Source organism: Rhodococcoides kyotonense, from assembly GCF_900188125.1.
GTDB classification, from domain to species: Bacteria; Actinomycetota; Actinomycetes; order Mycobacteriales; family Mycobacteriaceae; genus Rhodococcoides; species Rhodococcoides kyotonense.
This window is the reverse complement of the sequence record NZ_FZOW01000033.1, coordinates 15,410-41,032: the sequence shown is the minus strand read 5'-3', so window position 1 is coordinate 41,032 and position 25,623 is coordinate 15,410. Positions and strand designations below refer to the sequence as shown.

Sequence of the window (25,623 nt, the reverse complement as noted above, 5' to 3'; positions counted from 1 at the left end):
GCAGCAGCAGACACATCACGAGGAAGACAGCCATCGGCGTCAGAGCGAAAACGAGTCAAACTCCTGCATCGACGAACAACTCCAGTATCACTGAGTGGAAATGTATAGGTGGCTATACATTTCCACTCACGTACGGCTAGGCGCCTGCGGGCCCGAACTCCTCCAGCATTTCCGTCACCAGCGCGGCGATCGGCGAACGCTCACTGCGCGTGAGGGTGATGTGCGCGAAAAGCGGGTGCCCTTTGAGCTTTTCGATGACCGCGGCCACTCCGTCGTGACGCCCGACGCGCAGGTTGTCCCGCTGCGCGACGTCGTGGGTCAGCACGACGCGTGAGCCGCTTCCGAGTCTCGAGAGGACCGTCAGCAGTACATTGCGCTCGAGGGACTGTGCTTCGTCGACGATCACGAACGAGTCGTGCAGCGACCGTCCACGAATATGCGTGAGCGGCAACACTTCCAGCATTCCGCGTGCGATGACCTCCTCCATCACCTCGGGGCTCGCGAGACCGTCGAGAGTGTCGAACACCGCCTGAGCCCACGGGCCCATCTTCTCGCTCTCACTTCCGGGAAGATAGCCGAGCTCCTGGCCGCCGACGGCATAAAGGGGCCGGAAGACAACGACTTTCCGATGTGTCCGACGCTCCAACACCGCCTCGAGCCCGGCTGTCAGAGCCAGCGCGGACTTGCCCGTACCTGCCTTACCGCCGAGCGAGACGATGCCGATACTCTCGTCGAGCAGAAGGTCCAGTGCCACACGCTGTTCCGCCGAACGACCGTGAAGACCGAACGCTTCTCGCTCACCGCGCACCAGCTGAACCTGTTTGTCCGGTGTGACGCGTCCGAGCGCACTCGATCGTCCGCCCAGCAACCGAACTCCGGTGTGGCACGGCATCTCTCGCGCACCGTCGAGGTCGATGACACCCTCGGCGAACAGCTGATCGATGTCGCCCGGCTGGACGTCGAGCTCGGCCATCCCGGTCCAGCCCGACGGTACGACGTCGTGTGCGTGGTACTCGTCGGCAGGAAGCCCGACTGCACCTGCCTTGACTCGGAGCGGGATGTCCTTGCTGACCAGTACGACGTCCTTGCCCTCGGCCGCCAGGTTGAGTGCGCAGGCGAGGATTCGTGAGTCGTTGGAGTCGGTTCGGAATCCGACGGGGAGCACCGACGGGTCGGTGTGGTTGAGCTCGACTTGCAGTGTGCCGCCGTCGATTCCGATGGGAACCGGCTGATCGAGTCGCCCATGCTCGACGCGGAGGTCGTCGAGCATACGTAGTGATTCCCGCGCGAACCATCCCAGTTCGTGGTGATGGCGCTTTCCCTCCAACTCGCTGATGACCACCAGCGGTAGGACCACATTGTGCTCGGCGAACCGGATGACTGCCCAAGGATCCGACAGCAGGACCGAGGTATCCAGCACGAAAGTCCGAAGAGGGGCGGAAACGGAGCGTGAAGTGGTCACGTGGGGCTCCTATGTCTGCGGCGCACCGCGCAGACGTTTGTCGCTCGGCCGGTCGGTCTGCCGTGTCAGATGACACGAGGACCGGGTGCCGGCCCTCTCGCGCTCACTTGCTCAGTCACGTATCAGAACCTCCCGCACAAACAGCTTCCCCGCTGCCTGATACTGCCGACGGTACAGCCGAAACCGGCGGTTGGCTCGGCGAGTGCGGGGCGTGTCGGTGAACAACAAGTTAAGGGGCTTCCGCCGAAAACATCGATGGCCGCGAAACACGAATGGCCCATTCGTACGATCCAGATGGCTTGAATGTCAGATTCAAGCCATCTGATCGTATGAATGGACCATTCAAGCGATACAGGGGGACCCCAAAGAAGTGAGCTATCCGATCAAGCCCCAGTCCTCGAGACCGTTGTACAGGGGCTTGCTCTGTGCGAGCTTGACGACGCGCTCTTTCAGCGAATCGCTGGCCTCACCGGTGGCGAGGGCGGTACCGATGATGTCGGCGACCTCGGTGAACTCGGCTTCGCCGAAGCCACGCGTCGCGAGTGCTGCGGTTCCGATACGCAGGCCGGAGGTGATCATCGGCGGGCGCGGGTCGAACGGAACGGCGTTGCGGTTGACGGTGATGCCGACCTCGTGGAGGAGGTCCTCGGCCTGCTGGCCGTCGAGGTCCGAGCTGCGCAGGTCGACGAGCGCGAGGTGAACGTCGGTGCCGCCGGTGAGCACAGAGACACCCTTGTCCGCGACGTCCTTGGCGAGCAGACGGTCCGCGAGCAGCGATGCACCGAGGAGGGTGCGCTCCTGACGTTCCTTGAACTCGGGCGTCGCGGCGATCTTGAAGGCGACGGCCTTGGCTGCGACGGCGTGCATGAGCGGGCCGCCCTGCTGGCCCGGGAACACTGCCGAGTTGATCTTCTTGGCCCATTCCTTCTTGGCGAGGATCAGGCCGGAGCGCGGTCCGCCGAGGGTCTTGTGGACCGTCGAGGACACGACATCCGCGTACGGAACGGGCGACGGGTGCAGACCCGCCGCAACCAGCCCGGCGAAGTGAGCCATGTCGACCCACAGGAGGGCGCCGACCTCGTCGGCGATCGAGCGGAACGCCTCGAAATCCTGGTGACGCGGGTACGCGGACCAGCCGGCGATGATGACCTGCGGCTTGGACTGGATGGCCTGCTTGCGCAGCTCGTCCATGTCGATGCGGTGGTCTTCCTTGCTGACACCGTAGGACTCGACCTCGTACAGCTTGCCGGAGAAGTTGAGCTTCATGCCGTGCGTGAGGTGGCCACCGTGCGCGAGGTCGAGTCCGAGGATCTTGTCGCCCGGGTTGATCAGCGCCATCAGGACAGCGGCGTTGGCCTGCGCTCCGGCGTGCGGCTGGACGTTGGCGAACTCCGCGCCGAACAGTTCCTTCGCACGGTTGCGGGCGAGGTCCTCGACGACGTCGACGTGCTCGCAGCCACCGTAGTAGCGACGACCCGGGTAGCCCTCGGCGTACTTGTTGGTCAGCACGCTGCCCTGGGCCTGCAGCACGGCGCGGGGAACGAAGTTCTCCGACGCGATCATCTCGAGGGTGTCGCGCTGACGACCGAGTTCGCCCGCCATGGCCTCGGCGACCTCGGGGTCGAGTTCGGCCAGCGACAGGTTGTTCACGTCGGTCATGTCAAGAATCTCCCAAAGGGTGTACGCGCGGGTGGGCGCATACAGTTTAGAAGATGCGGCTCAGCTCGTTCGCAGCGCGCTCGGGATCAGCGGCTCGTCGAGAAGCCGCCCGAACAGCGCGGATCGCTCGCTGACCGTTTTGCCCTGATCCAGCCAAGCCCCCAGAAGTTTGTACCCCTCGACGTAGGTGCTGATGTAGGCGCGCCACAACGGCGACGACAGGAACTTCAGGCTCTGACGCGCCCGCTTGGGCGAGGCCAGCGACCACTTCTCGAGATAGGCGGCGACGTCGTCGTGCGAGCGGTGCTGGTCGTGCAGCAGCAACGCCGCGTCCTGACGCACCCCGAGCAACTGACCCGACGCGTTCGACAGCTTCTCTGCCTTCTCGCCATCGAACCGCAGGCCAAGATCGGCGTAGATCTCCTGAGCCCACAGTCCCCACCCCGGCCCGACGATCGACTTCAGCGCGAGGTCCGCAAGCCCCTCGGCCATCAGGCACTGCGGGGTGTTCACGAGGAACAGCGTCTGCTCGAGCTGACCGGTGGACACCAACCCGGCTTCCTTGCGGCAGTGTTCGGTGTGGTGACCCGGGTAGGCCTCGTGCGCGATCAGATGCGGCAGGTTCGCCATCTGCTGCTCGAGATCGGAGTTGATGGCGACGGTCGACTTGTAGTCACCCAGGTAGTAGTTGAAGCCCGACCACGGCTTATCTCCGACCACCTCGTACGTCACCTGCTCGGTATCGGGCAGCGTGTATTCGGTACGGACCTTGTCACGCAACGCGCTGGAGAACGCGTCGACGCAGTCCTGCAGACGATCGGCGGGTACGACGTCGGAAGCGCGATGCGCGGCAAGACGGTCGGCGAGCGTTCCTGGACCAGCCAGCACCTCGTTCATCTTTCGATGCGCCTCGCGGTACTGATCCTGGTCGCCCGCTTCGATGCGGACGTCGAAGTACGCGAACACCTCGTCGACGAATCCGATGTCGTCGCCGGCGAACTTCCGGCCCGAGCATTCGAGCGCACGCAGGTGCACATCGATGAATTCGGCTCGCTGCGCAGGCAGTTCGGTATTCGCGAGTTCACCTCGAAGCTCCCCTGCCCGACGAGCCAACGCACGGGGCTCGGGAGCGGGTGCGTTCTCGACCTGCCGACGCAACTCGGGATCACCGGTGTACGCGTCGACGAATCCCTCTTCGAGACGGTCGAAACTCAGGCCGAGGGTCAGATACTCACGAACGAAGGAATCGGCATGCATGAGATCCGACACTAGCGGTCGTTCGCGGGTGAACCACCCCGCCCGAGCCAGTCTTCGTGGCACCGAGCACAATCTGAATCCATGCGACACGCGCTCCACCGGAGTTCACGCCTGCGAAGTGACCGTGTACTGCGCGCGTGGCGGTGCCACCGATGAGCGAATCCAGCCCGTACGTCGAGTTCGACCGCAAGCAGTGGCGCACGCTCCGGCAGTCGACTCCGCTGGTACTCACCGAGGAAGAACTCGTCGGCCTGCGTGGTCTCGGCGAACAGATCGATCTCGAGGAAGTCGCCGAGGTCTACCTGCCACTGGCCAGGCTCATTCACCTTCAGGTCGCGGCGCGTCAGCGACTGTTCGCTGCCACCGCCACATTCCTCGGCGAGAAACACCCCGACCGTCAGGTGCCCTTCGTCATCGGAGTCGCGGGAAGCGTCGCCGTCGGGAAATCGACGACGGCCCGTGTCCTGCAGGCGCTCCTCGCACGATGGGACCATCATCCCCGCGTGGACCTCGTCACGACCGACGGATTCCTGTATCCGACAGCCGAACTGATGCGTCGCGGCATCCTGCATCGCAAGGGATTCCCCGAGAGCTACGACCGACGCAAGCTTCTTCGATTCGTCACCGAGGTCAAGTCGGGCGCGGAAGAGGTTGCGGCGCCGGTGTATTCGCACGTGTCGTACGACATCGTCAAGGGCCAGCTCCACATGGTCCGACAGCCGGACATCCTCATCGTCGAAGGCCTCAACGTTCTGCAGACCGGACCGCGGCTGATGGTGTCCGACCTGTTCGACTTCTCGATCTACGTCGACGCGCGGATCGAGGACATCGAGTCCTGGTACGTCCGGCGATTCCTCGCGCTCCGTGAGACGTCGTTCGCGGATCCCGAGGCGCACTTCCACCACTACGCGAATCTGTCCGACGAGCATGCCCGCATCGCCGCCGAGGACCTGTGGCACTCGATCAACCTGCCGAATCTCGTGGACAACATCCTCCCGACGCGTCCGCGGGCGACGATGGTGTTGCGTAAGGACGCCGATCACACGATCAACAGGCTGCGCCTCCGCAAGCTGTGAACCCCCTCGTGAGTGAAAATGTATAGCCCTCTATACATTTTCACTCACATGGTCAGATCCCGAACCTCCTGTGCCTCGCGGCGTAATCACGCAACGCACGCAGGAAGTCGACGCGACGGAACTCCGGCCAGTACGCCTCGGTGAACCAGATCTCCGAGTACGCGCTCTGCCACAGCAGGAACCCGGACAGCCGCTGCTCCCCCGACGTACGGATGACGAGATCCGGGTCGGGCTGGCCGGACGTGTACAGGTGACTGTCGATCGCGTCGACGGTGACGGACTGCAGCAGCGCCTCGTCGGTCAACCCGTCGGCGATCTTCTCGCTCAGCAGCGACTGAACGGCGTCGGCGATCTCCTGCCTGCCGCCGTAGCCGACCGCGACGTTGACGTGCGTGCCGGTTCGGCCGACGGTGAGGTCGGCGGCTTCCTTGAGCCGGCGGGCCGTGGGCGCGGGCAGCAGGTCCAGTGTGCCGACGATCTTCACTCCCCAGTTCTGCTCGGGCCCACAGATTTCCTCGACGACGTCGGTGATGATCTCGAGCAGCGAATCCAACTCGTCGGGGTCGCGTCGTAGATTCTCGGTGGACAGCAGGTAGATGGTCGCCATCTCGATACCTGCGGCGTCGCACCAGCCGAGCATCTCGGCGATCTTCAGCGCGCCCATCCGATGCCCGTGTGCGACGTCGGTGAATCCGTTCTCACGCGCCCAGCGGCGGTTGCCGTCGCACATCACCGCGACGTGACGAGGGTGTGCCACACCGTCGAGTTGCGTCAGTAGACGCCTCTCGTACACGTTGTAGAGGACGCTGCGCACTTTGGTCGGGAGAATCTTCACCGAGACATCACCACGGGGAACAACCTTACGCCGACCCCCTACAGCTACTCGCCGGTACAGTGTTGACCGAACCTACGGTTGCGTAGGTTTCAGCTCGCGAGGAGGTCACGCCGATGACGATGTTCGGTATCGACGAACTGCCGGTCAAACCGCGTATGCGGGGATGGATTCACCTCTACGCGTTCGGTTTCGCTTTTGTCTCCGGCATCGTGCTGGTCACACTGGCGTTCTCGCTCGTCTCGGTGAGCGCCGGCATCGCGACCGCGGTCTATGCGACGACGGTGTGCGGGGTGTTCGGTGTCAGCGCGACGTATCACCGCGTGCACTGGGACAACCCGACGCACCGGATATGGATGAAGCGCGCCGATCACTCGATGATCTTCCTGTTCATCGCCGGCAGCTACACCCCGTTCGCCGTGCTCGGGCTACCTGCCGCGACAGGACGCACACTGCTGATCGTCGTCTGGGCAGGCGCGTTGGGCGGCGTCGCACTGAAGATGTTGTGGCCGCAGGCCCCTCGCTGGGTCGGAGTCCCGCTGTATCTGCTGCTCGGGTGGGCCATCGTCCCGGTTGCGCCCACGCTCATCGACCAGGTCGGCTACGCGCCGTTCGTGCTGTTGCTCGTCGGCGGCATCCTGTACAGCGTCGGAGCCGTCCTCTACGCCACCAAGTGGCCGAACCCGTGGCCGACGACGTTCGGCCATCACGAGTTCTTCCATGCGGCGACGGTTCTCGCGGCGATCTGCCACCTCGTCGCAGTGTGGCTGGTGCTGTTCTAGCGCCGCAGCGCCTCACGCAGTTCGTCCTCGGTCATGACCGGCCGATCACACACGAAACCCCTGCACACGTAGGCCGCTTCCCTGCCCTCGACCGTAGGCCGGTCGACGAGCAACGGAGAAGAATCGACGACGCCTGCAACGATCGTGGTTCCGCCCGGCGCGTACCTGCGCGCGACGTCGAGAAGTGAGCCGGGCGCGTCGAGGGACACGGCCACCTGCAGCGGACCCCGCACCGACGCCTCGGCGACGGCGAGCCAGTGCCCGGCAGACCGCGGCGCACGTTCGAGAACCACGGCCGCACGCGCCAATCCGGCTGCCGCCAACTCTCCGTAGCGAGCCGAGTCGGCAGGTGTCACCAGTGCTTCGGCCGTCAGCAACGCCTCGGTGATGGTCGACGCCCCGGACGGCGTCGCGTTGTCGAGTGGGTCTCGCGGCCGCGTCACCAACATCTCGGCGTCGTCGGCGGTGTCGAACCAGCTCCCCGGATTGTTCGTGTCGGCGAAATGCGCGATCGCGTTGTCCAGGATGGTCTGCGCCCGCGTCGACCAGACGACGTCACCGGTGGCCTGGAACAGCGTCGACGACGCCACCGCGAGAGCCGCGTAGTCCTCCAACACACCGGGTGCATCTCCGACGCGGCCACCGAGCGAGGCTCGTCGCAGCCTGCCGCCCTCGTCGTGGGTGGCGAAGAGTTGTTCGGCGCATTCGACGGCTGCGTCCACCCACTCGGTACGTCCCAGGCCGGACCCGACCTCGGCGAGCGCCGTGATCGCCAGCCCGTTCCATGCGGTGACGACCTTGTCGTCTCTACCCGGCTGCGGGCGCCGGTCACGCGCCTGCTTCAGCGTCGCGCATACTCGTTCGTACCGTTCGGCGTCGTCGGGATCTTCCGGCAACTGCAGCACCGACATTCCTGCCTCGAACGTGCCCGAGCTGTCGACGACGAACAGCCCCGCGGCCCAGACACCGTCCTCGAAGCCCAGTACATCGATGAGTTGCTCGGGCGTCCAGGCGTACGTCAGCCCTTCGACGCCATCGGTGTCGGCGTCGAGAGCCGACGCGAAACATCCCTTCTCGGTACGCAATTCGCGCAGCATGAACTCCGCTGTCGCGGTCGCGACCCGCAGCGCCGTCGCATCACCCGTGACGCGCGCGAAGTGGCCGTAGAAGCGTAGCAACAACGCATTGTCGTACAGCATCTTCTCGAAATGAGGGACGACCCATTCGTCGTCGACCGAGTAGCGCGCGAACCCGCCGCCGATCTGGTCGTACATGCCGCCACGTGCCATCGCCGACGCCGTGCGCTGCACGGTCGCGAGCACCGCGGCGGATCCGGTCCGTTCGTGGTGACGCAGAAGACCCTCGAGCAGCGGGCCCGGCGGGAACTTCGGTGCACCGCCGAAACCACCTCGGTCGACGTCCTCGTCGCGCAGCACCGACGCGACCGCGTCGGCGAGCAGGTCCGCATCGACCGGCCGTTCCGACGACGGCAACCCACCCGAGTTCTGCTTCAACGCGGTCACGACGGCCGCCGACGCGTCGAACACCTCGGTACGACGCGTCGCCCATGTGTCGGCGATGGCCTCGAGCAACTGCGTGAACGACGGGCTACCTGCGCGCGGCCTCGGCGGAAAGTAGGTGCCGCAGTAGAAGGGCTCGGTGTCGGGCGTCAGGAAACACGTCATCGGCCAACCGCCCTGCCCGGTCATCGCGACCGTCGCGTTCATGTAGACGGCGTCGAGATCGGGGCGTTCTTCTCGGTCGACCTTGATGCAGACGAAGTGCTCGTTCATGACCGCCGCGGTGGCCTCGTCCTCGAACGATTCGTGGGCCATCACGTGGCACCAGTGGCACGCCGAGTAGCCGATCGACAGCAGGATCGGCACGTCTCGCTCGCGCGCAGAGTTCAACGCCTCGGCCGTCCACTGCTGCCAGTGGACAGGATTGTCGGCGTGCTGCCTCAGGTACGGACTGGTCGAGTCCCCGAGTGCGTTGGCGCCGAGCACGTCAGCTGTCGCCGGGCGTGCTGTCGCTGGGCTTGACGTCTCCGGTGTCACGAACGGCACCCCGGTCGGTGCCCTCGTCGAATTCCCGATCGGCACCGGGATCGTCCTTCTCGAAGGATTCCGGGAGCTTCTTGATCTGCTTGTTCATGGACCAGATCAGAAATGCGGTACCCACGAGCAGCGCGACGATGATCACCAGACCGACCGGAGAGGATTTACCGAACTCCGGTCCGGTCGGCTGCTGCGCCAAGATGGAGATGATCACTCAGGCGTCCTCGGGATCGATACCGGCGAACAACTCGGTCTCGGGAATCGACGTCTTCACACGCGTACGTGCGAGTTCGTATTCCTCGGTAGGCCACAGTTTACGTTGCACGTCGACGGGCACGGCGAAGAACGAACCGTTCGGATCGATCTGCGTCGCATGGGCGCGCAACGCGTCGTCGCGCTGTTCGAAGTAGTCGCCGACGGCTACCTGCGTCGTGATGCGTTCCATGATCTCGTCGCGATCGGTGGTCCAGCGCTTCAACCAGTCGACGAACGGGCTTTCCTCACCGCGGTCGATGAACCAGTCGTGGAACAACTGCATCCGCTTCCGCAGAAAACCGTGCGAGTAGTAGAGCTTGAGCGGCGTCCAGGGCTCGCCCGCATCGGGGAACTCGGCTGGGTCTCCTGCAGCCTCGAACGCTGCGACCGACACCTCGTGGCACCGAATGTGGTCGGGGTGCGGGTAGCCACCCTTCTCGTCGTATGTGGTGATCACGTGCGGCTTGAACTCGCGAATGACCTTGACGAGAGCTTCGGTGGACTCTTCGAGCGGAACGAGAGCGAAGCACCCTTCCGGCAGGGGCGGAAGTGGGTCACCCTCGGGCAGGCCCGAGTCGACGTATCCCAGCCAGGTCTGCTGAACACCGAGAATACGAGCGGCCTCCGCCATCTCCTCGCGTCGAACTTCCTGGATGCGCTCGTGCACTCCCGGAATGTCCATCGCCGGATTGAGGATGTCTCCCCGCTCGCCTCCGGTCAGCGTGACGACCAGAACGTCGTTTCCCTCGGCCGCGTACCGAGCCGTCGTCGCCGCGCCCTTGCTCGACTCGTCGTCGGGATGGGCGTGTACAGCCATGAGCCGTAGTCCGGACACGTTCTTTCCTCACCTCAGCGTCGCCTGTTTCGAACCTCCCCCTATAGTTCCATCTGACACCGACAGTGCGTGCACCGGCTGCCGAAGACAAACGTTTCCGCTCCACCCGACGAAAGCTCGTATGACTGCCACGCTCCCCGAAGGCCGCTATCCCAGGTCGACGACGCACCGTGGCATCGGCCGACGCGCCAAGACCGTTCTGCTGGTTCTCGTCGTGCTTCTGGGACTGGGCGTCGCCTACATCGGCTACCAGCGGTTCTCCGTCAAGGATGTCGAGGGAACATCACTTGCCTTCGATCTGCTCGACGACCGAACCATCTCCATTCGCTTCAGCGTGACCCGCGCGCATCCCGACGAAGACGCCGTCTGCATCGTGCGCGCGCGCTCTCGGGACGGATCGGAAACCGGCCGACGCGAGGTGCTCGTACCGGGCTCGGCGAACCGCGAGGTCGAGGTCGTTTCCGAGCTCAACACGTCCCAGCCGCCCGCTGTCGGCGACGTGTACGGATGCAGCCTGAATGTTCCGGAGTATTTACGCGCAGGCTGACCAAATGCCTGCTCGTGGTAACATCTACACGTACACGGTTCCGAACTGGGGCCGTGTATTGCTGCATTGACGGTCGATGCCGACTATGCGGGCCGGCCGGGGGGCTCCACGTTCTGGATCTCCCGCACGCACGCTCGCGCGTCCGTCCGCAGGCACACCGGGAGTCCACCGCGACTTCGACTACAAGGGAGTGATCGAGATGACCGAGACCCAGGTGACCTGGCTTACCCAGGAGTCACATGACAGGCTCAAGAGCGAACTCGACCAACTCATTTCCAATCGCCCGGTCATCGCCGCCGAAATCAACGAGCGACGCGAAGAGGGCGATCTGAAAGAGAACGGCGGATACCACGCTGCGCGCGAGGAGCAGGGCCAGCAGGAAGCCCGCATCCGCCAGCTTCAGGAGCTGTTGAACTCCGCCAAGGTCGGGGAAGCCCCCACCCAGTCCGGCGTCGCACTGCCAGGATCCGTCGTGAAGGTCTACTACGACGGCGACGAGTCGGACACCGAAACGTTCCTCATCGCCACCCGCGAAGAGGGTGCACGCGACGGCAAGCTGGAGGTCTACTCCCCCAGCTCACCCCTCGGCGGCGCACTCATCGACGCGAAGGTCGGCGACACCCGCGAGTACACGCTCCCCAACGGCAAGACCATGAAGGTCACGCTGCTCAGCGCGGAGCCGTACCACGCCTGACGCGTCGGTTCAGCCGAAAGACCCCTCCCGAGCACAAGCTCGGGAGGGGTCTTTTTTGCGTTATACAGCCGACACAGAGCACGGCGACAGCGCACACTTGACCGATGGAGCCCGTATCACTGCAGGTGGACCCGGTTTCCGGTCCCATCGACAGCGCGACGGTCTTCCGTGTTCACGGTGTCGCACCGGGTCTGCCGGTCCACCTGGACATCGCGACGATCGACGCGGACGGCCATCATTGGATATCGCAGCAGGACTGCGACGTCGACAGCAACGGGCAACTGAGAATCGCCGACCCGGACCGGCCGTGGTGGAACATGAAGTTCGTCGACGAGGGCATTGCCCCGGTCACCTTCGTCGGTTCCGAAGCAGGGCTGGACTATCGAATCTCCGTGCACGCACACGAAGGGTCGTCGAGCACGACGGTCCGCCGTAGTTGGGGCGACGATCTCGTACGCGAGGATCACGTCGGAAACGGATGGCATCTGCGCATCTACCTACCGGACACCGGTGAATCGGTCTCGGCGGGTGTGCTGCTCCTCCCCGGCACGATGGGTGCCCGCCCGTCGACACCGACCGCGGCGCTCCTCGCGTCGCACGGCTACGTCAGCGCCGTGCTCTCCTACATGGGAGAACCCGGGCTGCCGAACGACTTCGAGGACATTCCGATCGAAGCGATCGCTGCCGGGATGGCGGCATTCGCATCACACGAACGCGTCGACGCCGATCGCATCGCCGTGCATGCCGCGTCCGTCGGCGTCTCGGTGGCGCTGTCCGCGCTCGTGCACACGCCGGGATTCTCCGTGCGTGCCGTCGTCGCCGTCGCACCGACCCACGTCGTACTTCAAGCTCTGGCCGACGGCGCCCCACCACCCAAGGCGTCGTCGCTCACCGTGGCCGGTGAACCGTTGCCGTACATGCCGATTCGCGTCGAGCGGCTCCTGGGGCAGATCGCCAAGAGAACGTTCGGGCGCGTGTTCTCGCCGTCGCCGACATCGCGTGCGTTGTCACTCCGGCCGGCCTACTCCGCTGGCCTGCGCGACGACGACGCCGTCGCGCAGGCCCTCATCCCCGTGGAGAAGATCGACGCCCCGATGCTCGCGATCGCAGGCGTCGCCGACGCGTCCTACCCGGCGGACCGAATGGCCCGCGCACTGCTCGCTCGACGCCGACGCGACACGGACCGGTTGCTGATCCTGCCGAACGCCGGCCACTTCCTCCGGCCGCCTGCCACTCCGACGACGGTGGACCGCAACAACAGGATCGTCTCGGGTGGCACTCCGGCGGGAACGGCGAAGGGCCAGCGTCGAGCATGGAACGAGACACTGGACTTTCTGTCGAAAACCCTTGCCGCGAACTGACTCCGCTCAGGCCGTCAGCGTCCGCTCGTATTTGCGCACCGACAACGGCACGAAGACGACGAGGAAGATGACGACCCAGATCAGCGTGTAGAGCACCGGATTCTGCAATGGCCACACGTCCGGCGGGGGTGTCATCGGATTGGTGTTGCCGAACAGCTCACGCACCGCCTGGGTGACGGCGGAGATGGGGTTCCACTCCGCGATGGTCTTGAGCACCGTCGGGAAGCCGTCGATCGGGACGAACGTGTTGGCGATGAACGTCAACGGGAAGATCACGATGAACGACGCGTTGTTGAAGATCTCCGGCGACCGAACCGTCAGTCCGACGAACGCCATGACCCACGAGATCGAGTACGCGAACAACAGCAGCAGAACATAACCCGCGACCGCTTCGAAGAACGACGACGTGATGCGCCAGCCGACGATGAGGCCGGTGATCGACATGATCGTGATGGTCACGATGTTGTTGCCGACATCCGCCGCCGTCCGCCCGATCACGACGGCCGACCGTGCCATCGGGAGGGAGCGAAAGCGGTCCATGACGCCCTTCTGCAGATCCTCCGCGAGCGACGAACCGGTGATGGACGCACCGAAGATCATGGTCTGCACGAAGATGCCGCCCATGAGGAAACTCTTGTAATCCACTCCGGGAACGTCGATCGCGCTGCCGAACACGTACGCGAACAACAACACGAACATGATCGGTGACAGCGTCGCGAAGAACAGCAGATCGGGAACTCGCTTGAGCTTGATCAGGTTTCGCTTGGTGACGATCAGCGAGTCGTGAAGAACACTCATTTCGCTTCCTCCACAGGTGCGTCGGCCTCGGTTGCATGGCCGGTGAGAGTGAGGAACACGTCGTCGAGGTTGGGGCGTCGTAGACCGACGTCGACCACCTTGATACCGGCATCCTTCAGCTGGACGAGAGCGCTGGTCAGGTCGTCGGCACCGTCGCCGACCGACACCGCGATGCGACGCGCCTGCTCGTCGTAGACGGGGGCGTCGACGCCGATCGGCGCCAGAATCTGCTCGGCACGTTCACGATCCGCCGAATCGACGAGCACGAACTCGAGCCGCTCGCCGCCGACCTGCTCCTTGAGCTGATCGGCCGTTCCCCTGGCGATGATCGACCCCTTGTCGAGCACGATGATCGAATCGGCCAGTCGGTCGGCTTCTTCGAGATATTGCGTCGTCAGGAGAATGGTCGTTCCGTCCTTCACGAGGTCGGAGATGAACTCCCACATGCCGATTCGACTGCGTGGATCGAGGCCCGTGGTGGGCTCGTCGAGGAACACGACCTTGGGCCTGCCGATGAGGCTGGCCGCGATGTCCAGTCGACGACGCATACCCCCGGAGTATTGTTTCGCCGTTCGGTCACGGGCGTACTCCAGATCGAAACGCTCGAGCAGTTCGTTCGCGCGACGACGCGCTTCGGCCTTCTTCAGCCCGAACAGCCTGCCGACCATCTCGAGATTCTCGTATCCCGTCAGGTACTCGTCGACCGCTGCGAACTGCCCGGTCAGACCGATCGTCTTGCGGACGTCGTTGGGGTGTTCCCCGACGTCGACACCGTGCACTTTCGCGGTCCCGGACGTCGCTTTCAGCAGCGTCGCGAGAATGCGGACAGCCGTCGTCTTTCCTGCGCCGTTGGGACCCAGGACTCCGAGGACCGTGCCCTCGGGGACAGAGAAGCTGATTCCTGCAAGCGCGGTGTTCTTCCCGTACTCCAGTACCAGGTTTTCGACTTCGATGGCATCAGCCATGGTGTGTAACTCCATTCCTGTGGTGCATCCGTACTGCAGACTCGGAACCCGTGGAACATTAATCGGTCCGTAGGACAGTGGCTGTCCTCGAGCGCGCTCAGCGTGACGGCGCCCACACCGTCGACCCGAATCGATCCGATACCGTCAGCACACCCGCGGTCTCGGATACCGACACCTCACGTGGATCGACGCCTTCGGGCCACGGGATCGACCACATCATCACCCCGTCCGACGCCCGAATGGCGTGCATGCCGGTGTAGTCGCCGAATACGTAATGTTCACCGTCGGACGTGCCGGCCCGAGCCCAATAGGCGTCCTGCCACGGCGTCGTCCATGTCGTTCTTCCCGTCCCGAGGTCGATACCCGAGAACGTCCGCGTCTCGGACGATCGCACGACGACGGTGTCCCCTACGACTGCCAGCACCGCGGAGTTGATACCTCCGTTGTTTTCGAGCGTCGCCGGGTTTCGCCACAGTTCGACACCGGTGTACGCGTCGTACGCCCCGTCGCCGAGGAACCTGGGCAGCTCGGAGTCGTAGAGGTTCGCCCACGGCAGAGGTGAGAGACCTACAGTGGCGACCGGTACCTCCGTCCGCTCCTGGCCGACACCATCCAGAATCGCCTCGCGCAGTGCACCGTCGGGCGCCCGGGTGACGGTGACGAACAGGTCGTTCCCGAGTGGTAGCGGGTTCTCTCCGGTGAAGACGAATCGCGGCTCACCCGTGTCGATATCGATGATCTGGCGGGCGCCGGACGAGTACACGTCGGCGATGCCCTTGTCCGGGAACACTGCAGGGGAAGCGGGCTGACCGGGCACCGGCGACGGATAGCTCGCACTCCACCGTGCGTCGAGGTCCTCGAGCGTTCCGCTGTGGATGGTCGAGGTCAGCATGTCGTCGCTTCGGCCGGACACATAGCCCACGCCACCTGCCGCTCGGACGTGATAGACGTAGAAATCGGTCGCGATGTCACCGACAATGCGACCGTCGGTGACATCGACGTAGACGACGCGGTGGTCCCCGTAGCAGGCCAGAATCGTGTCGTCGATCTGCTCGGCGCACTGCCGGACCGGCCCGACGTCGCGCAGCCATGATCGTTCGCCGCTGCTCGGATCGAGTGCGAGCACACGAAGACCTCGCGGATTCTGCGAGTAGTCGCCATCGGTCAGACCTAGGAGCATGGGCGCGTCTGCATTCGGAACCTGAGGCAGCGAGAACGGGACCGAATGTGTGACAGTTCCCAACGCGGCCGCGTCGACAGTCCACGCGGGAACCGGCGCCACGGCGAAATCCCCGGTGCCGAAACGCGCATCGACGACCGGCTCATCCGGCGATTGCGTCGCACAGCCGGTGGCGAACAGCACCACACCCACGACCAGCCCGGCAACACGGTGTCCGATTCTCACCGCGGTCACCTTACGGACTCGCACCGACACTCCGGCGCTAACTCCGCACGGTGTACCCGGCGTGCGCGAAGGCGTCGAGCAATTCCTGACGGTGCTCGGGTCCGCGGGTCTCGACTGTCAGGCTCACCTCGACCTCTTCGAGTCCGAGTTGCCCGCCGGTACGCGAATGCACGACGTCGACGACGCTCGCGCCGAGCCCCTTGACCACCCCGAGCAGATCCAGCAGACCACCCGGTCGGTCCGAAATGGTCACGCGCACAGCAAGATACCGTCCGGCGGCGCGCAGACCGTGCGTGATGACATGCGTGAGCAGCAGCGGGTCGATGTTGCCGCCGGACAGAATCGCACACACCGGGCCGTCGAGCTCGAGATCATCCCGGGTCATCAACGCGGCGACGGCCGCAGCACCCGCAGGTTCGACGATCAGCTTCGCGCGCTCGATGCACATCAGCAGCGCCCTCGACAGAGCGTCCTCGGTGACGGTCACGACGTCGACCCGATCCACGACGTGCTGAAACGGCACGCTTCCCGGCAACCCGACGGCGATGCCGTCGGCCATCGTCGACATCGACGCCGCTGCGACGGGATGCCCCGCGGCGAGCGACGCGGGCCACGCGGCCGCGCCTTCGGCCTGCACGCCGATCACTCGCACCGACGGTCTGTACAGCTGCATCGCCGCCGCGACTCCCGCGAGCAGTCCCCCGCCTCCCGTGGGAACGACGACGGTTCCGACGTCGGGCATCTGCCCCAACAATTCGGTACCCAATGTCGCTTGTCCGGCAACGATATCCGCATGGTCGAACGGATGGATGAGCACGGCACCCGTGCGGTCGGCGAATTCGCGAGCATGGACGAGCGCGTCGTCGACCGTCTGACCGACCAACTGCACGTCGGCGCCGTAGGCCTTCGTCGCGACGAGCTTGGGCAACGACACACCGGTCGGCATGAACACCGTCGATGCGATGCCCAATTCGGTTGCCGCCCAGGCGACTCCCTGTGCATGGTTGCCTGCACTCGCGGCGACGACCCCGTTTCGGCGTTCGACGTCGCTCAGGCGTGCGATGCGGTTGTACGCGCCTCGCGGTTTGAACGAACCTGTGCGTTGCAAGTTTTCACACTTCAGCCGCACTTCCCCACCGGTCAGGTCGGACAGAATCCGGGATGCGACGACCGGCGTCCTGCGCATCACCGGCTCGAGCACCTTCTCGGCGCCGGTGATGTCTGCAGCCGTCACGAGTGCGTTTCCCATACGGTCGCACTATGCCACGAACACCACGGGCCGTTTGCGTGGCCGTGACGGGCGGAAAGTCACTACGATCGAGCGCATGAGTACTGACCCCAGCTTCGCCGCCGCGGGTTCCGCGGCGCTGACCACCACGCAGGGGCGAACGATCATCGCCGACGCCGTCGTCGCGAAGATCGCAGGCATCGCGACCCGCGAGATCAACGGCGTGTACGACGTCGGTGGCGGCACCGCGCGTGTCGTCGGCGCGTTACGTGACCGGATCCCCGGTGCTCGGGTCAATCACAGTCAGGGCGTCGCGGTCGAGGTCGGTGAGAAGCAGGCCGCCATCGACATCGGCATCGTCGCCGAGTACGGCGTCGCACTGCACGAACTGGCGGCGGGCATCCGTAAGAACGTCATCACCGCCGTCGAGCGCATGACGGGACTCGAGGTGACCGAGGTCAACATCACCGTCTACGACGTCATGCTGTTCGACGAGACGGAGACGGGTGTCGACGGAGACGTTCGCCCACGCGTCCAATGAACGCCGAACAGCACTACGAGATCGCCGACGCAGTCGCGTCGGCGACGCTGGCAGTCGCCGGTGTCGTCGGGCTGCACGGCGGGGAGTTCGGCGAGGTCGCAACCTACCTGCCCGGGCGCAAGGTCGTCGGGATTCGGGTCGACGCGGACCTGTGCGACATCCACATCACCGCCGAGTACCCGACCGACGTGAACGGCGTCGCGCGCGGCGTGCTCGCGGCGGTCCAGCCGCTGGTGACCGTGCCCGTGTCGGTCACCGTCGAAGACGTCGTCGCGGGAGCGTTGTCATGACGTACACGTTCGTGGGATTGCTGACCGGAATTCTGCTCGCACTCGCGGGCATCATCGGCGGCTTCAGCGGCTTCGTACTCGCCCTGTTCCTCGGCGCCGTCGGCGTCGCCATCGGCGCCCACTTCGACGGTCGCCTCGACCTGACCTCGTTGTTGCGCAGCCGTGGCCGTGGCTGAGACAGTCGGAACCGGCGGAGCGACCCAGACAGGCAGGAGCGGAGCCGGCGGAGCGACCCAGACGAGCAGGAGCGGAGCCGGCGGAGCGACCGATTCAGGCGGACCCGGCAGTCTCGTGATCAAGGAGCGCGCTGTTGCGCGCGTCGCCGTCGCCGCAGCGTCGACGGTGCCGTCGGTAGTCCGTCAGGTCGGCGGAATGTCCCGTCTGACCGGACGAGACCTACCGCGTGCCGACGTCTCGGTCGGCGAGGAATCGGTGGCGGTCACCCTGTACGTTGCCGTCGCGTGGCCGTGCCGGATATCGGATGTCGCGGCGGCGATCCACGACGAGGTCAGCCGAGCTCTCGACGGCATCGTCGGCCTTCCGTTGCATCGACTCCACGTGATGGTCGCCGCGACGACGCCGAGCGACGACGGCGAGCAGGTCGGCTCTGTCGAGCCTGCCCCTGTTGTTCCGCGGCCGCGTCCGCCGACAGCAAGCCCCGCAGCCTTGTTCGTCGCAGTGGTTCTGGCGATCGCGCTGCTCGGCGTCGCGTTCGTCGCGGGCCGCGAGTTCCTGATCGTGCACGAGACCATCGACGGTGCGCCGTGGATCCTGAACTCCATCGATTGGATCGCCGAATTGCATTGGGCGCCTTGGATTCTCGGCGCTTCGATTGCATCGGTCGTCGCCGGACTCGTTCTCGTCGCGCTCGGGCTGAAGCCGCGCACCAAGACTCATGCGGGTGCGGTGTCGCCGACGTCGTCGTCCCCGATGGTGTGGCTGCGGCCCACCGATGTCGCTCGGATGTGCAGCGACCATGCCGGTGGGGTGCCCGGTTCGGAATCCGCGCGTACGACGGTGACCAAGAAGCGCGTCATCGTCGACGTCCATCCCGTCGGCGACGGTGATACCGACGCATCACTGACCGATGCAGTGCGCGACGCTGTGGCACCGACGCTCGCGGTTCTCGCCGACCCGCGCACGGTCCAGGTTCGAGTCAAGAGTGTCCGATCGTGAAGCGACTGACGGCTGCCGTCGACCGCGTGATCGTCGTCCTGCTGGGCGTGGCACTGCTGTGCGCGGGTACCTACGCGCTCGCGTGGTACTTCGACGTTCCGTGGGCGGTGGCGAGGTTCGCCACGTTCGACCGCGATCTCTTCGCGTCCATTCCGGCGCAGAACTGGTGGGAGGCAGCGGTCGGAGTGACTGCCGTCGTCAGTGCGGTGGTGGCGATACTCCTGCTGATCGGCAACCTGTCACCCAGGCGAACAGGGACGATACAGATCTCCGCGGGCGAGTCGCTTGCGGTGCGCGTCGACCTCGGGGCTCTGGCGCGCGGCGTCGCCACCGACCTCGCCACGTTTCCCGGCGTCGCCAGCGCGCAGGGTCGAGCCATCGACGACCGCGGGACCGCGACCCTGGCCGTCACAGTTCACGCATCTCCGGACATCGACATCGACGCGTTCACCCGGGTCGCCGAATCGCGGGCGGAGTTCGTCGCCGAGACGCTGGAGGGGGCCGACGTCGCGCTGCGGGTCCAGGTGCATGTGGATGCGTCGCGGGCCTAGCTGTCTCGCTTGAATGGACACTGCTCGCTATCTGATCGTATGAATGGCGCATTCAAGCGGTCGGGCAGGGTCCAGCAGACACGAAAAAGCCCCACCTCCCGGAAGGGAGATGGGGCTTTCTCAGGTGAAGCTAGATCACTTGATGATCTTGGTGACGCGACCGGCGCCGACGGTACGACCGCCCTCGCGGATAGCGAAACGCAGGCCCTCGTCCATGGCGACCGGCTGGATCAGCGTGACGGACATCTCGGTGTTGTCACCGGGCATGACCATCTCGGTGCCCTCGGGGAGGGTCACGACGCCCGTAACGTCCGTGGTACGGAAGTAGAACTGCGGGCGGTAGTTGTTGAAGAACGGCGTGTGGCGGCCGCCTTCGTCCTTGGACAGGATGTAAGCGTTGCCCTCGAACTCCGTGTGGGGAGTCGTGGTGCCCGGCTTGATGATGACCTGTCCACGCTCGACGTCTTCGCGCTTGATGCCACGAACGAGGAGGCCGACGTTGTCGCCTGCCTGGCCCGAGTCGAGCAGCTTGCGGAACATCTCGATGCCGGTGACCGTGGTCTTGGTCGAGCCGGGACGGATGCCGACGATCTCGACCTCTTCGTTGACGTTGATCGCGCCACGCTCGATACGACCGGTGACGACGGTTCCACGACCGGTGATCGTGAAGACGTCCTCGACGGGCATGAGGAACGGCTTGTCGGTCTCACGAACCGGGTCCGGGATGGAGTCGTCGACAGCCTGCATGAGCTCTGCAACGCTCTCTGCCCACTTCGGGTCACCCTCGAGTGCCTTCAGTGCGGACACCTTGACAACCGGTGCGTCCTCGTCGAAGTCCTGCGCAGCGAGAAGCTCGCGGACCTCCATCTCGACGAGCTCGATGATCTCGTCGTCGTCGACCATGTCGGCCTTGTTCAGGGCGACGAGGATGTACGGAACGCCGACCTGCTTGGCGAGAAGCACGTGCTCACGCGTCTGCGGCATCGGGCCGTCCGTAGCTGCCACGACCAGGATTGCGCCGTCCATCTGGGCAGCACCGGTGATCATGTTCTTGATGTAGTCGGCGTGTCCCGGTGCGTCGACGTGCGCGTAGTGGCGCTTGTCGGTCTGGTACTCGACGTGGGAGATGTTGATCGTGATACCACGAGCCTTCTCCTCAGGCGCCTTGTCGATCTCGTCGAAGGCCGAGGCCTCGTTGAGGTCCGGGAACTTGTCGTGCAGAACCTTGGTGATTGCTGCCGTCAGCGTCGTCTTGCCGTGGTCAACGTGACCGATGGTCCCGATGTTGACGTGCGGCTTCGTCCGCTCGAACTTCGCCTTCGCCACTGTGTGTCCTCCTGGACTGTTGGTGCTTGCGTCTTATGCAGCAGTGCGGTTGTCTAACAGCTCTTTTGAGCTGCATGGTCGTGCGGTGTTACAGATGCAGCGTGTCCAGCTCGCGGAGAAATTATTCTCCGGTCGCCTTCGCGATGATTTCCTTCGCGACGTTCGCGGGAACCTCGGCGTAGGAATCGAACACCATGGAGTAGTTAGCGCGGCCCTGAGTCTTCGACCGGAGGTCTCCGATGTAGCCGAACATCTCCGACAGCGGAACCTGTGCCTTGACGACACGAGCGCCGCTACGTTCCTCCATGGCCTGAATCTGACCACGGCGGGAGTTCAGGTCGCCGATGACCTCACCCATGTAATCCTCGGGGGTCGTGACCTCAACGGCCATGACGGGCTCGAGAATGACGGGGCCGGCCTTCTTGGCGGCTTCCTTGAACGCTTGTGAGCCGGCGACCTTGAAGGCCATTTCCGACGAGTCGACGTCGTGGTAAGCACCGTCGAGCAGTGTCACCTTGACGTTGACCAGCGGGTATCCGGCGAGAACGCCGTACTGCATGGCGTCCTGAGCTCCGGCGTCGACCGAAGGGATGTACTCCCTCGGCACACGACCACCGGTGACCTTGTTCTCGAACTCGTAGGTCGCACCGTCTTCGCCCTCGAAAGGCTCGAGGCTGATGATGACCTTCGCGAACTGGCCGGAGCCACCGGTCTGCTTCTTGTGGGTGTAGTCGAGCTTGTCGACCTTCTTGCGAATGGTCTCGCGGTAGGCGACCTGCGGCTTACCGACGTTGGCCTCGACCTTGAACTCACGCTTCATACGGTCGACCAGGATGTCGAGGTGGAGCTCGCCCATTCCGCCGATGACGGTCTGGCCGGTGTCCTCGTCCAGCTTCACCGAGAAGGTGGGATCCTCTTCGGCGAGCTTCTGGATAGCTGTTCCCAGCTTCTCCTGGTCGCTCTTCGTCTTCGGCTCGATCGACACCTGGATGACCGGATCCGGGAAGGTCATCGACTCGAGGATGACCTGGTTCTGCGGATCACAGAGGGTGTCACCCGTCGTCGTGTCCTTCAGACCGATCACGGCGTAGATGTGACCTGCCGAAGCGGTCGCGATCGCGTTCTCCTTGTTGGAGTGCATCTGGAACAGCTTGCCCAGACGCTCCTTCTTGCCCTTGGTCGAGTTGATGACCTGAGCGCCGGAGTCGACCTTGCCCGAGTACACGCGGACGTAGGTCAGCTTGCCGAAGAAGGGGTGCGTCGCGATCTTGAACGCGAGAGCAGAGAAAGGCTCGTCTGCCGAAGGCTTACGAGTGAGGATCTCTTCCTCGTTGCCCGGTGCGTGGCCCTCGACGGACTCTACGTCGAGAGGCGACGGCAGGTAGTCGATGACGGCGTCGAGCATGGGCTGAACGCCCTTGTTCTTGAACGCCGAGCCACACAGGATCGGGTACAGCTCGCTGTTGACGGTCATCTTGCGAATCGCGCCCTTGATCTCGTCGATCGAGAGCTCTTCGCCACCGAAGAACTTCTCCAGCAGAGCTTCGTCGGACTCGGCGACGGTCTCGAGGAGTTCCTGGCGGTACTGCTCCGCCTTCTCCTGGAGGTCGGCCGGGATCTCCTGAACCTCGTACTTCTCGCCGAGCTTGGTCTCACCGCTCCAGACCTTCGCCTTCATCTCGACGAGGTCGACGATGCCTTCGAAGTCGTTCTCGGCACCGATCGGCAGCTGGATGACCAGCGGACGAGCGCCGAGGCGGTCCTTGATGGTCTGCACGGTGAAGTAGAAGTCAGCGCCCAGCTTGTCCATCTTGTTGACGAAGCAGATACGCGGAACGTCGTACTTGTCTGCCTGACGCCAGACCTGCTCCGACTGCGGCTCGACGCCTTCCTTGCCGTCGAACACTGCGACGGCGCCGTCGAGAACACGCAGCGAACGCTCGACCTCGACCGTGAAGTCGACGTGTCCGGGCGTGTCGATGATGTTGATCTGGTTGTCGTTCCAGAAGCACGTCGTGGCAGCAGAGGTGATCGTGATGCCACGCTCCTGCTCCTGCTCCATCCAGTCCATGGTGGCTGCGCCATCGTGAACTTCACCGATCTTGTACGAGATACCGGTGTAGAAGAGGATGCGTTCGGTAGTGGTGGTTTTACCAGCATCGATGTGGGCCATGATGCCGATGTTGCGGACCTTGTTGAGGTCGGTCAGCACGTCCTGTGCCACGGAATTCATCCCGCCTTGTAAGTCGAAGAAGTGGGGCTGGTCCCTTTGGATCTGACCAGGTACTCGGTACAACGCCGGAAGGATGTAGAAAGTTTCACTACACCCTCCCGGCCGGAAGTCACCAGCGGTAGTGAGCGAATGCCTTGTTGGCTTCGGCCATCTTGTGCGTGTCCTCGCGACGCTTCACAGCGGCACCGAGGCCGTTGCTGGCGTCGAGAAGCTCATTGGCGAGACGCTCGACCATGGTCTTCTCACGACGAGCGCGCGAGAAGGTGACCAGCCAGCGCAGTGCCAGCGTGGTGGAACGACCCGGACGAACCTCGACGGGCACCTGGTAGGTGGCGCCACCGACACGACGGCTGCGAACCTCGAGGGCCGGCTTGACGTTGTCGAGTGCACGCTTGAGCGTGACGACGGGGTCGGTGCCGGTCTTCTCGCGAGCCTGCTCGAGAGCCTGGTAGACGATGCGCTCGGCGGTGGACTTCTTGCCGTCGAGAAGGATCTTGTTGACGAGCTGCGTGACCAACGGGGATCCGTAGACCGGATCATTGATCAGCGGCCGCTTGGGTGCTGGGCCCTTGCGTGGCATATCAGCTCTTCTCCTTCTTGGCGCCGTAACGGCTGCGTGCCTGCTTGCGGTTCTTGACACCCTGGGTGTCGAGCGAGCCGCGGATGATCTTGTAGCGCACACCCGGGAGGTCCTTCACACGACCACCGCGAACGAGCACCATCGAGTGCTCCTGCAGGTTGTGGCCCTCACCGGGGATGTAGGCCGTGACCTCTACCGAGCTGGTCAAGCGCACACGCGCGACCTTACGCAGAGCAGAGTTCGGCTTCTTCGGAGTGGTGGTGTACACGCGAGTGCACACACCACGGCGCTGGGGACTGCCCTTGAGGGCAGCGGTCTTCAGCTTCGCAACCTTGTCGGTGCGACCCTTGCGGACCAGCTGGTTGATAGTTGGCATGAACCGGCTTTCTTCGTGTCGATAATCAGGGATCTAGCAGTTGGAGCAAGAGAACACTGCTCCTCACCCGTTACTTCTGGCGTTCTTGTACTGCATACCGCGGGTCTCTTGCACCCCGCGGTCGGGTGTGTCGCATACCCCCACACGTGCAGCCGGGAACTCGCTCTCACTTCAGCGGGCGCACGGCTGTACCTCGCATAGGCACACAAACGGACCGGCCAGGCCGGACACGACCCATAACGATACCCGGCGGCGCGGCCTCGGGTCAAAACGGCCCAGGCTGTGCTACCGGGCCAAATTGATCGTCAGGTCCATCAGGGTCGTCGCGGCCGCGCACGGATCCGGATGGCCCGAGCCCGGTAGGTACTGCACCCACCACCCGACGACGCCCGAGTCCGGTGACCCGGCACTGACACCGCACGACCCGGGATCGTTCGGCGGCTGACTCCGAATTGCCTTGCGCCCCTGCACCGTTACGTCGGCGACCGAGTACATCAGCTTCTGGTTCGTCTCCTTCTCGACGTCGAGCGATCCGTTCTCGAACCAGTTGAACGACACCTTCACGATGCCGTTCGGACCCGCGACATCCCACCGGCAGATCGCGCCGAAGAAGCCCCGGGCGATGGCGTCGCCACCCACTGTGTCGGCGATGGTGTCGTCGGCGACGGCGTCGCATTCGGTGAGCAGGTTTCGGAAGTTCTGATCCCCCGATCCGTCGAATGTCGCTGCCGTCGGCGTGCCTTGAACGGTGGTGCTGCACCCCGCCAGCAGAAGCACACTCACCGCGACGAGTACGCGCTTCACTGTGCCCGCTCCGCCGTGAGCTCGGCGAGTTGCGTCGCGACGTCGCACGGATCAGCCGTCGGAACCTGGTCTCCGTACGTAACGGACCAGTGCATGAAATCCTTCCCGTACCGAACGCCGACTTCGCACAGGTAGTTGTCGGTCGCCGCGGCGAAGCCCTCGTGCCCGTCGACCTCGATGTCCTCGGCGGGACGGCCGATCAGTTCCGATCCCGAGCGTTCTCGATCGATCGGGCTGCCGCGGTACCAGGAGAAGCTGACCGACGGGCCGGTGAAGCCCGCGACCTCCCATTCGCAGCCGACCGAGTTGCGGGTGATCATCGTGAACGCGGACACGACGAAAGCCTGCTGCACTTCCTCGTCGGTGACCGAGCCGCACAGCCCGAAGAACGGCCCCGACGCGCCGGGATCCACGGTCGTCGTCGTCGGCGCGGAATCCGTGGAATCGCCGGACCCGGCGCACCCCGCCACGAGGGCGGCGAGAACCACCCCGAAAACCGCTGTCACCCGCATGTCCAGGCACCTTAGTCGAGT

Annotated in this window: 27 protein-coding genes; 10 read left to right on the top strand and 17 right to left on the bottom strand. The window is 64.5% G+C overall.

The window, feature by feature from the left end:
* Positions 1-136 precede the first annotated feature (136 nt).
* The 3 genes from phoH2 to CHB96_RS28575 form a co-directional block, all read right to left on the bottom strand.
* Positions 137-1,462, bottom strand: coding sequence for an RNA 5'-3' helicase PhoH2 (phoH2, locus tag CHB96_RS28585; RefSeq protein ID WP_176444554.1), 1,326 nt, complete (start codon positions 1,460-1,462; stop codon positions 137-139).
* A 375-nt stretch (positions 1,463-1,837) separates the two neighbouring features.
* The gene (glyA, locus tag CHB96_RS28580; RefSeq protein WP_089252738.1) at positions 1,838-3,121 is read right to left on the bottom strand and encodes a serine hydroxymethyltransferase; all 1,284 of its coding nucleotides are present in this window, start codon (positions 3,119-3,121) and stop codon (positions 1,838-1,840) included.
* A gap of 60 nt (positions 3,122-3,181) precedes the next feature.
* Positions 3,182-4,378, bottom strand: coding sequence for a DUF885 domain-containing protein (locus CHB96_RS28575; protein ID WP_089252754.1), 1,197 nt, complete (start codon positions 4,376-4,378; stop codon positions 3,182-3,184).
* Positions 4,379-4,521: 143 nt separating this feature from the next.
* Between CHB96_RS28575 and coaA the strand changes: the two genes are divergently transcribed.
* Positions 4,522-5,454 carry a type I pantothenate kinase gene (gene coaA, locus CHB96_RS28570; RefSeq protein ID WP_089252752.1) on the top strand — a complete coding sequence of 311 codons (933 nt, stop codon included), beginning with the start codon at positions 4,522-4,524 and terminating at the stop codon, positions 5,452-5,454.
* A 52-nt stretch (positions 5,455-5,506) separates the two neighbouring features.
* Here coaA and CHB96_RS28565 read toward each other — a convergent pair whose 3' ends face one another.
* Entirely contained in the window at positions 5,507-6,289 is a 783-nt protein-coding gene (locus CHB96_RS28565; protein WP_089252736.1) for an isoprenyl transferase, read from the bottom strand.
* Between the two features lie 113 nt (positions 6,290-6,402).
* Here CHB96_RS28565 and trhA point away from each other — a divergent pair, with 113 nt between their 5' ends.
* Positions 6,403-7,068 (top strand): PAQR family membrane homeostasis protein TrhA, encoded by a 666-nt coding sequence (gene trhA / locus CHB96_RS28560; protein ID WP_089252734.1) that lies wholly within the window; start codon positions 6,403-6,405, stop codon positions 7,066-7,068.
* Here the strand turns inward: trhA and CHB96_RS28555 are convergent.
* From CHB96_RS28555 to mca, 3 genes are read right to left on the bottom strand one after another with little or no spacing between them, the layout of a single operon-like run.
* The gene (locus tag CHB96_RS28555) at positions 7,065-9,074 is read right to left on the bottom strand and encodes a thioredoxin domain-containing protein (RefSeq protein WP_089252732.1); all 2,010 of its coding nucleotides are present in this window, start codon (positions 9,072-9,074) and stop codon (positions 7,065-7,067) included. The two genes, trhA and CHB96_RS28555, sit on opposite strands and share 4 nt — an antisense overlap.
* Before the next feature lies 1 nt (position 9,075).
* Positions 9,076-9,339 (bottom strand): hypothetical protein, encoded by a 264-nt coding sequence (locus CHB96_RS28550; RefSeq protein WP_089252730.1) that lies wholly within the window; start codon positions 9,337-9,339, stop codon positions 9,076-9,078.
* The gene (gene mca, locus CHB96_RS28545) at positions 9,340-10,215 is read right to left on the bottom strand and encodes a mycothiol conjugate amidase Mca (RefSeq protein ID WP_176444553.1); all 876 of its coding nucleotides are present in this window, start codon (positions 10,213-10,215) and stop codon (positions 9,340-9,342) included.
* Positions 10,216-10,336: 121 nt separating this feature from the next.
* On the opposite strand from mca, the gene CHB96_RS28540 reads away from it, so the two are divergent.
* The 3 genes from CHB96_RS28540 to CHB96_RS28530 all read left to right on the top strand — a co-directional run bounded on the left by CHB96_RS28540 (position 10,337) and on the right by CHB96_RS28530 (position 12,817).
* Positions 10,337-10,762, top strand: coding sequence for a DUF4307 domain-containing protein (locus CHB96_RS28540; protein ID WP_089252728.1), 426 nt, complete (start codon positions 10,337-10,339; stop codon positions 10,760-10,762).
* Between the two features lie 199 nt (positions 10,763-10,961).
* Complete coding sequence (greA, locus tag CHB96_RS28535) at positions 10,962-11,456, top strand: transcription elongation factor GreA (RefSeq protein ID WP_089252748.1); 495 nt, start codon at positions 10,962-10,964, stop codon at positions 11,454-11,456.
* Positions 11,457-11,560: 104 nt separating this feature from the next.
* Positions 11,561-12,817 carry an alpha/beta hydrolase gene (locus tag CHB96_RS28530; protein ID WP_089252726.1) on the top strand — a complete coding sequence of 419 codons (1,257 nt, stop codon included), beginning with the start codon at positions 11,561-11,563 and terminating at the stop codon, positions 12,815-12,817.
* Between the two features lie 6 nt (positions 12,818-12,823).
* On the opposite strand, the gene CHB96_RS28525 is transcribed toward CHB96_RS28530, so the two are convergent.
* The 4 genes from CHB96_RS28525 to ilvA all read right to left on the bottom strand — a co-directional run bounded on the left by CHB96_RS28525 (position 12,824) and on the right by ilvA (position 17,234).
* Positions 12,824-13,615 carry an ABC transporter permease gene (locus CHB96_RS28525; RefSeq protein WP_089252724.1) on the bottom strand — a complete coding sequence of 264 codons (792 nt, stop codon included), beginning with the start codon at positions 13,613-13,615 and terminating at the stop codon, positions 12,824-12,826.
* On the bottom strand, positions 13,612-14,580 hold the full coding sequence (locus CHB96_RS28520) for an ATP-binding cassette domain-containing protein (RefSeq protein ID WP_176444552.1): 969 nt from the start codon (positions 14,578-14,580) through the stop codon (positions 13,612-13,614). Before CHB96_RS28520 ends, CHB96_RS28525 begins: the two co-directional genes overlap by 4 nt.
* 97 nt (positions 14,581-14,677) lie before the next feature.
* The gene (locus tag CHB96_RS28515; protein WP_141136598.1) at positions 14,678-15,985 is read right to left on the bottom strand and encodes an outer membrane protein assembly factor BamB family protein; all 1,308 of its coding nucleotides are present in this window, start codon (positions 15,983-15,985) and stop codon (positions 14,678-14,680) included.
* 37 nt (positions 15,986-16,022) lie between these two features.
* Positions 16,023-17,234 (bottom strand): threonine ammonia-lyase, encoded by a 1,212-nt coding sequence (gene ilvA, locus CHB96_RS28510; protein WP_089252718.1) that lies wholly within the window; start codon positions 17,232-17,234, stop codon positions 16,023-16,025.
* Between the two features lie 76 nt (positions 17,235-17,310).
* Between ilvA and CHB96_RS28505 the strand changes: the two genes are divergently transcribed.
* Genes CHB96_RS28505 through CHB96_RS28485 form a run of 5 tightly spaced genes read left to right on the top strand, consistent with a single transcriptional unit; the run spans position 17,311 to position 19,771 of the window.
* On the top strand, positions 17,311-17,754 hold the full coding sequence (locus CHB96_RS28505; protein ID WP_089252716.1) for an Asp23/Gls24 family envelope stress response protein: 444 nt from the start codon (positions 17,311-17,313) through the stop codon (positions 17,752-17,754).
* Positions 17,751-18,044, top strand: a complete 294-nt coding sequence (locus tag CHB96_RS28500) for a hypothetical protein (protein ID WP_089252714.1) — start codon at positions 17,751-17,753, stop codon at positions 18,042-18,044. The genes CHB96_RS28505 and CHB96_RS28500 overlap by 4 nt, the downstream gene beginning before the upstream one ends.
* The gene (locus CHB96_RS28495; RefSeq protein WP_089252712.1) at positions 18,041-18,220 is read left to right on the top strand and encodes a DUF2273 domain-containing protein; all 180 of its coding nucleotides are present in this window, start codon (positions 18,041-18,043) and stop codon (positions 18,218-18,220) included. The genes CHB96_RS28500 and CHB96_RS28495 overlap by 4 nt, the downstream gene beginning before the upstream one ends.
* Entirely contained in the window at positions 18,213-19,220 is a 1,008-nt protein-coding gene (locus CHB96_RS28490) for a DUF6286 domain-containing Asp23/Gls24 family envelope stress response protein (RefSeq protein WP_089252746.1), read from the top strand. Before CHB96_RS28495 ends, CHB96_RS28490 begins: the two co-directional genes overlap by 8 nt.
* Positions 19,217-19,771 carry a hypothetical protein gene (locus CHB96_RS28485; RefSeq protein WP_089252710.1) on the top strand — a complete coding sequence of 185 codons (555 nt, stop codon included), beginning with the start codon at positions 19,217-19,219 and terminating at the stop codon, positions 19,769-19,771. The genes CHB96_RS28490 and CHB96_RS28485 overlap by 4 nt, the downstream gene beginning before the upstream one ends.
* Before the next feature lie 135 nt (positions 19,772-19,906).
* On the opposite strand, the gene tuf is transcribed toward CHB96_RS28485, so the two are convergent.
* The 6 genes from tuf to CHB96_RS28455 all read right to left on the bottom strand — a co-directional run bounded on the left by tuf (position 19,907) and on the right by CHB96_RS28455 (position 25,602).
* Complete coding sequence (gene tuf, locus CHB96_RS28480; RefSeq protein ID WP_019665491.1) at positions 19,907-21,097, bottom strand: elongation factor Tu; 1,191 nt, start codon at positions 21,095-21,097, stop codon at positions 19,907-19,909.
* A 121-nt stretch (positions 21,098-21,218) separates the two neighbouring features.
* Complete coding sequence (fusA, locus tag CHB96_RS28475; protein WP_089252708.1) at positions 21,219-23,330, bottom strand: elongation factor G; 2,112 nt, start codon at positions 23,328-23,330, stop codon at positions 21,219-21,221.
* 109 nt (positions 23,331-23,439) lie between these two features.
* Positions 23,440-23,910: a 30S ribosomal protein S7 gene (gene rpsG / locus CHB96_RS28470; protein WP_003941856.1), complete on the bottom strand. Its 471-nt coding sequence runs from the start codon at positions 23,908-23,910 to the stop codon at positions 23,440-23,442.
* A gap of 1 nt (position 23,911) precedes the next feature.
* On the bottom strand, positions 23,912-24,286 hold the full coding sequence (rpsL, locus tag CHB96_RS28465; RefSeq protein WP_008714048.1) for a 30S ribosomal protein S12: 375 nt from the start codon (positions 24,284-24,286) through the stop codon (positions 23,912-23,914).
* Positions 24,287-24,571: 285 nt separating this feature from the next.
* Positions 24,572-25,090 (bottom strand): DUF3558 domain-containing protein, encoded by a 519-nt coding sequence (locus CHB96_RS28460; protein ID WP_089252706.1) that lies wholly within the window; start codon positions 25,088-25,090, stop codon positions 24,572-24,574.
* A complete protein-coding gene (locus CHB96_RS28455; RefSeq protein WP_089252704.1) occupies positions 25,087-25,602 on the bottom strand; it encodes a DUF3558 domain-containing protein in 516 nt (171 codons plus the stop codon). Before CHB96_RS28455 ends, CHB96_RS28460 begins: the two co-directional genes overlap by 4 nt.
* Positions 25,603-25,623 lie beyond the last annotated feature (21 nt).

Coding starts and splice junctions, on each gene's coding strand:
- glyA (WP_089252738.1), bottom strand. CDS start 3,121: ATGACCGACGTGAACAACCTGTCGCTGGCCGAACTCGACCCCGAGGTC.
- CHB96_RS28575 (WP_089252754.1), bottom strand. CDS start 4,378: ATGCATGCCGATTCCTTCGTTCGTGAGTATCTGACCCTCGGCCTGAGT.
- trhA (WP_089252734.1), top strand. CDS start 6,403: ATGACGATGTTCGGTATCGACGAACTGCCGGTCAAACCGCGTATGCGG.
- CHB96_RS28540 (WP_089252728.1), top strand. CDS start 10,337: ATGACTGCCACGCTCCCCGAAGGCCGCTATCCCAGGTCGACGACGCAC.
- greA (WP_089252748.1), top strand. CDS start 10,962: ATGACCGAGACCCAGGTGACCTGGCTTACCCAGGAGTCACATGACAGG.
- CHB96_RS28530 (WP_089252726.1), top strand. CDS start 11,561: ATGGAGCCCGTATCACTGCAGGTGGACCCGGTTTCCGGTCCCATCGAC.
- CHB96_RS28525 (WP_089252724.1), bottom strand. CDS start 13,615: ATGAGTGTTCTTCACGACTCGCTGATCGTCACCAAGCGAAACCTGATC.
- CHB96_RS28520 (WP_176444552.1), bottom strand. CDS start 14,580: ATGGCTGATGCCATCGAAGTCGAAAACCTGGTACTGGAGTACGGGAAG.
- ilvA (WP_089252718.1), bottom strand. CDS start 17,234: ATGGGAAACGCACTCGTGACGGCTGCAGACATCACCGGCGCCGAGAAG.
- CHB96_RS28505 (WP_089252716.1), top strand. CDS start 17,311: ATGAGTACTGACCCCAGCTTCGCCGCCGCGGGTTCCGCGGCGCTGACC.
- CHB96_RS28500 (WP_089252714.1), top strand. CDS start 17,751: ATGAACGCCGAACAGCACTACGAGATCGCCGACGCAGTCGCGTCGGCG.
- CHB96_RS28495 (WP_089252712.1), top strand. CDS start 18,041: ATGACGTACACGTTCGTGGGATTGCTGACCGGAATTCTGCTCGCACTC.
- fusA (WP_089252708.1), bottom strand. CDS start 23,330: ATGAATTCCGTGGCACAGGACGTGCTGACCGACCTCAACAAGGTCCGC.
- rpsG (WP_003941856.1), bottom strand. CDS start 23,910: ATGCCACGCAAGGGCCCAGCACCCAAGCGGCCGCTGATCAATGATCCG.
- rpsL (WP_008714048.1), bottom strand. CDS start 24,286: ATGCCAACTATCAACCAGCTGGTCCGCAAGGGTCGCACCGACAAGGTT.
- CHB96_RS28455 (WP_089252704.1), bottom strand. CDS start 25,602: ATGCGGGTGACAGCGGTTTTCGGGGTGGTTCTCGCCGCCCTCGTGGCG.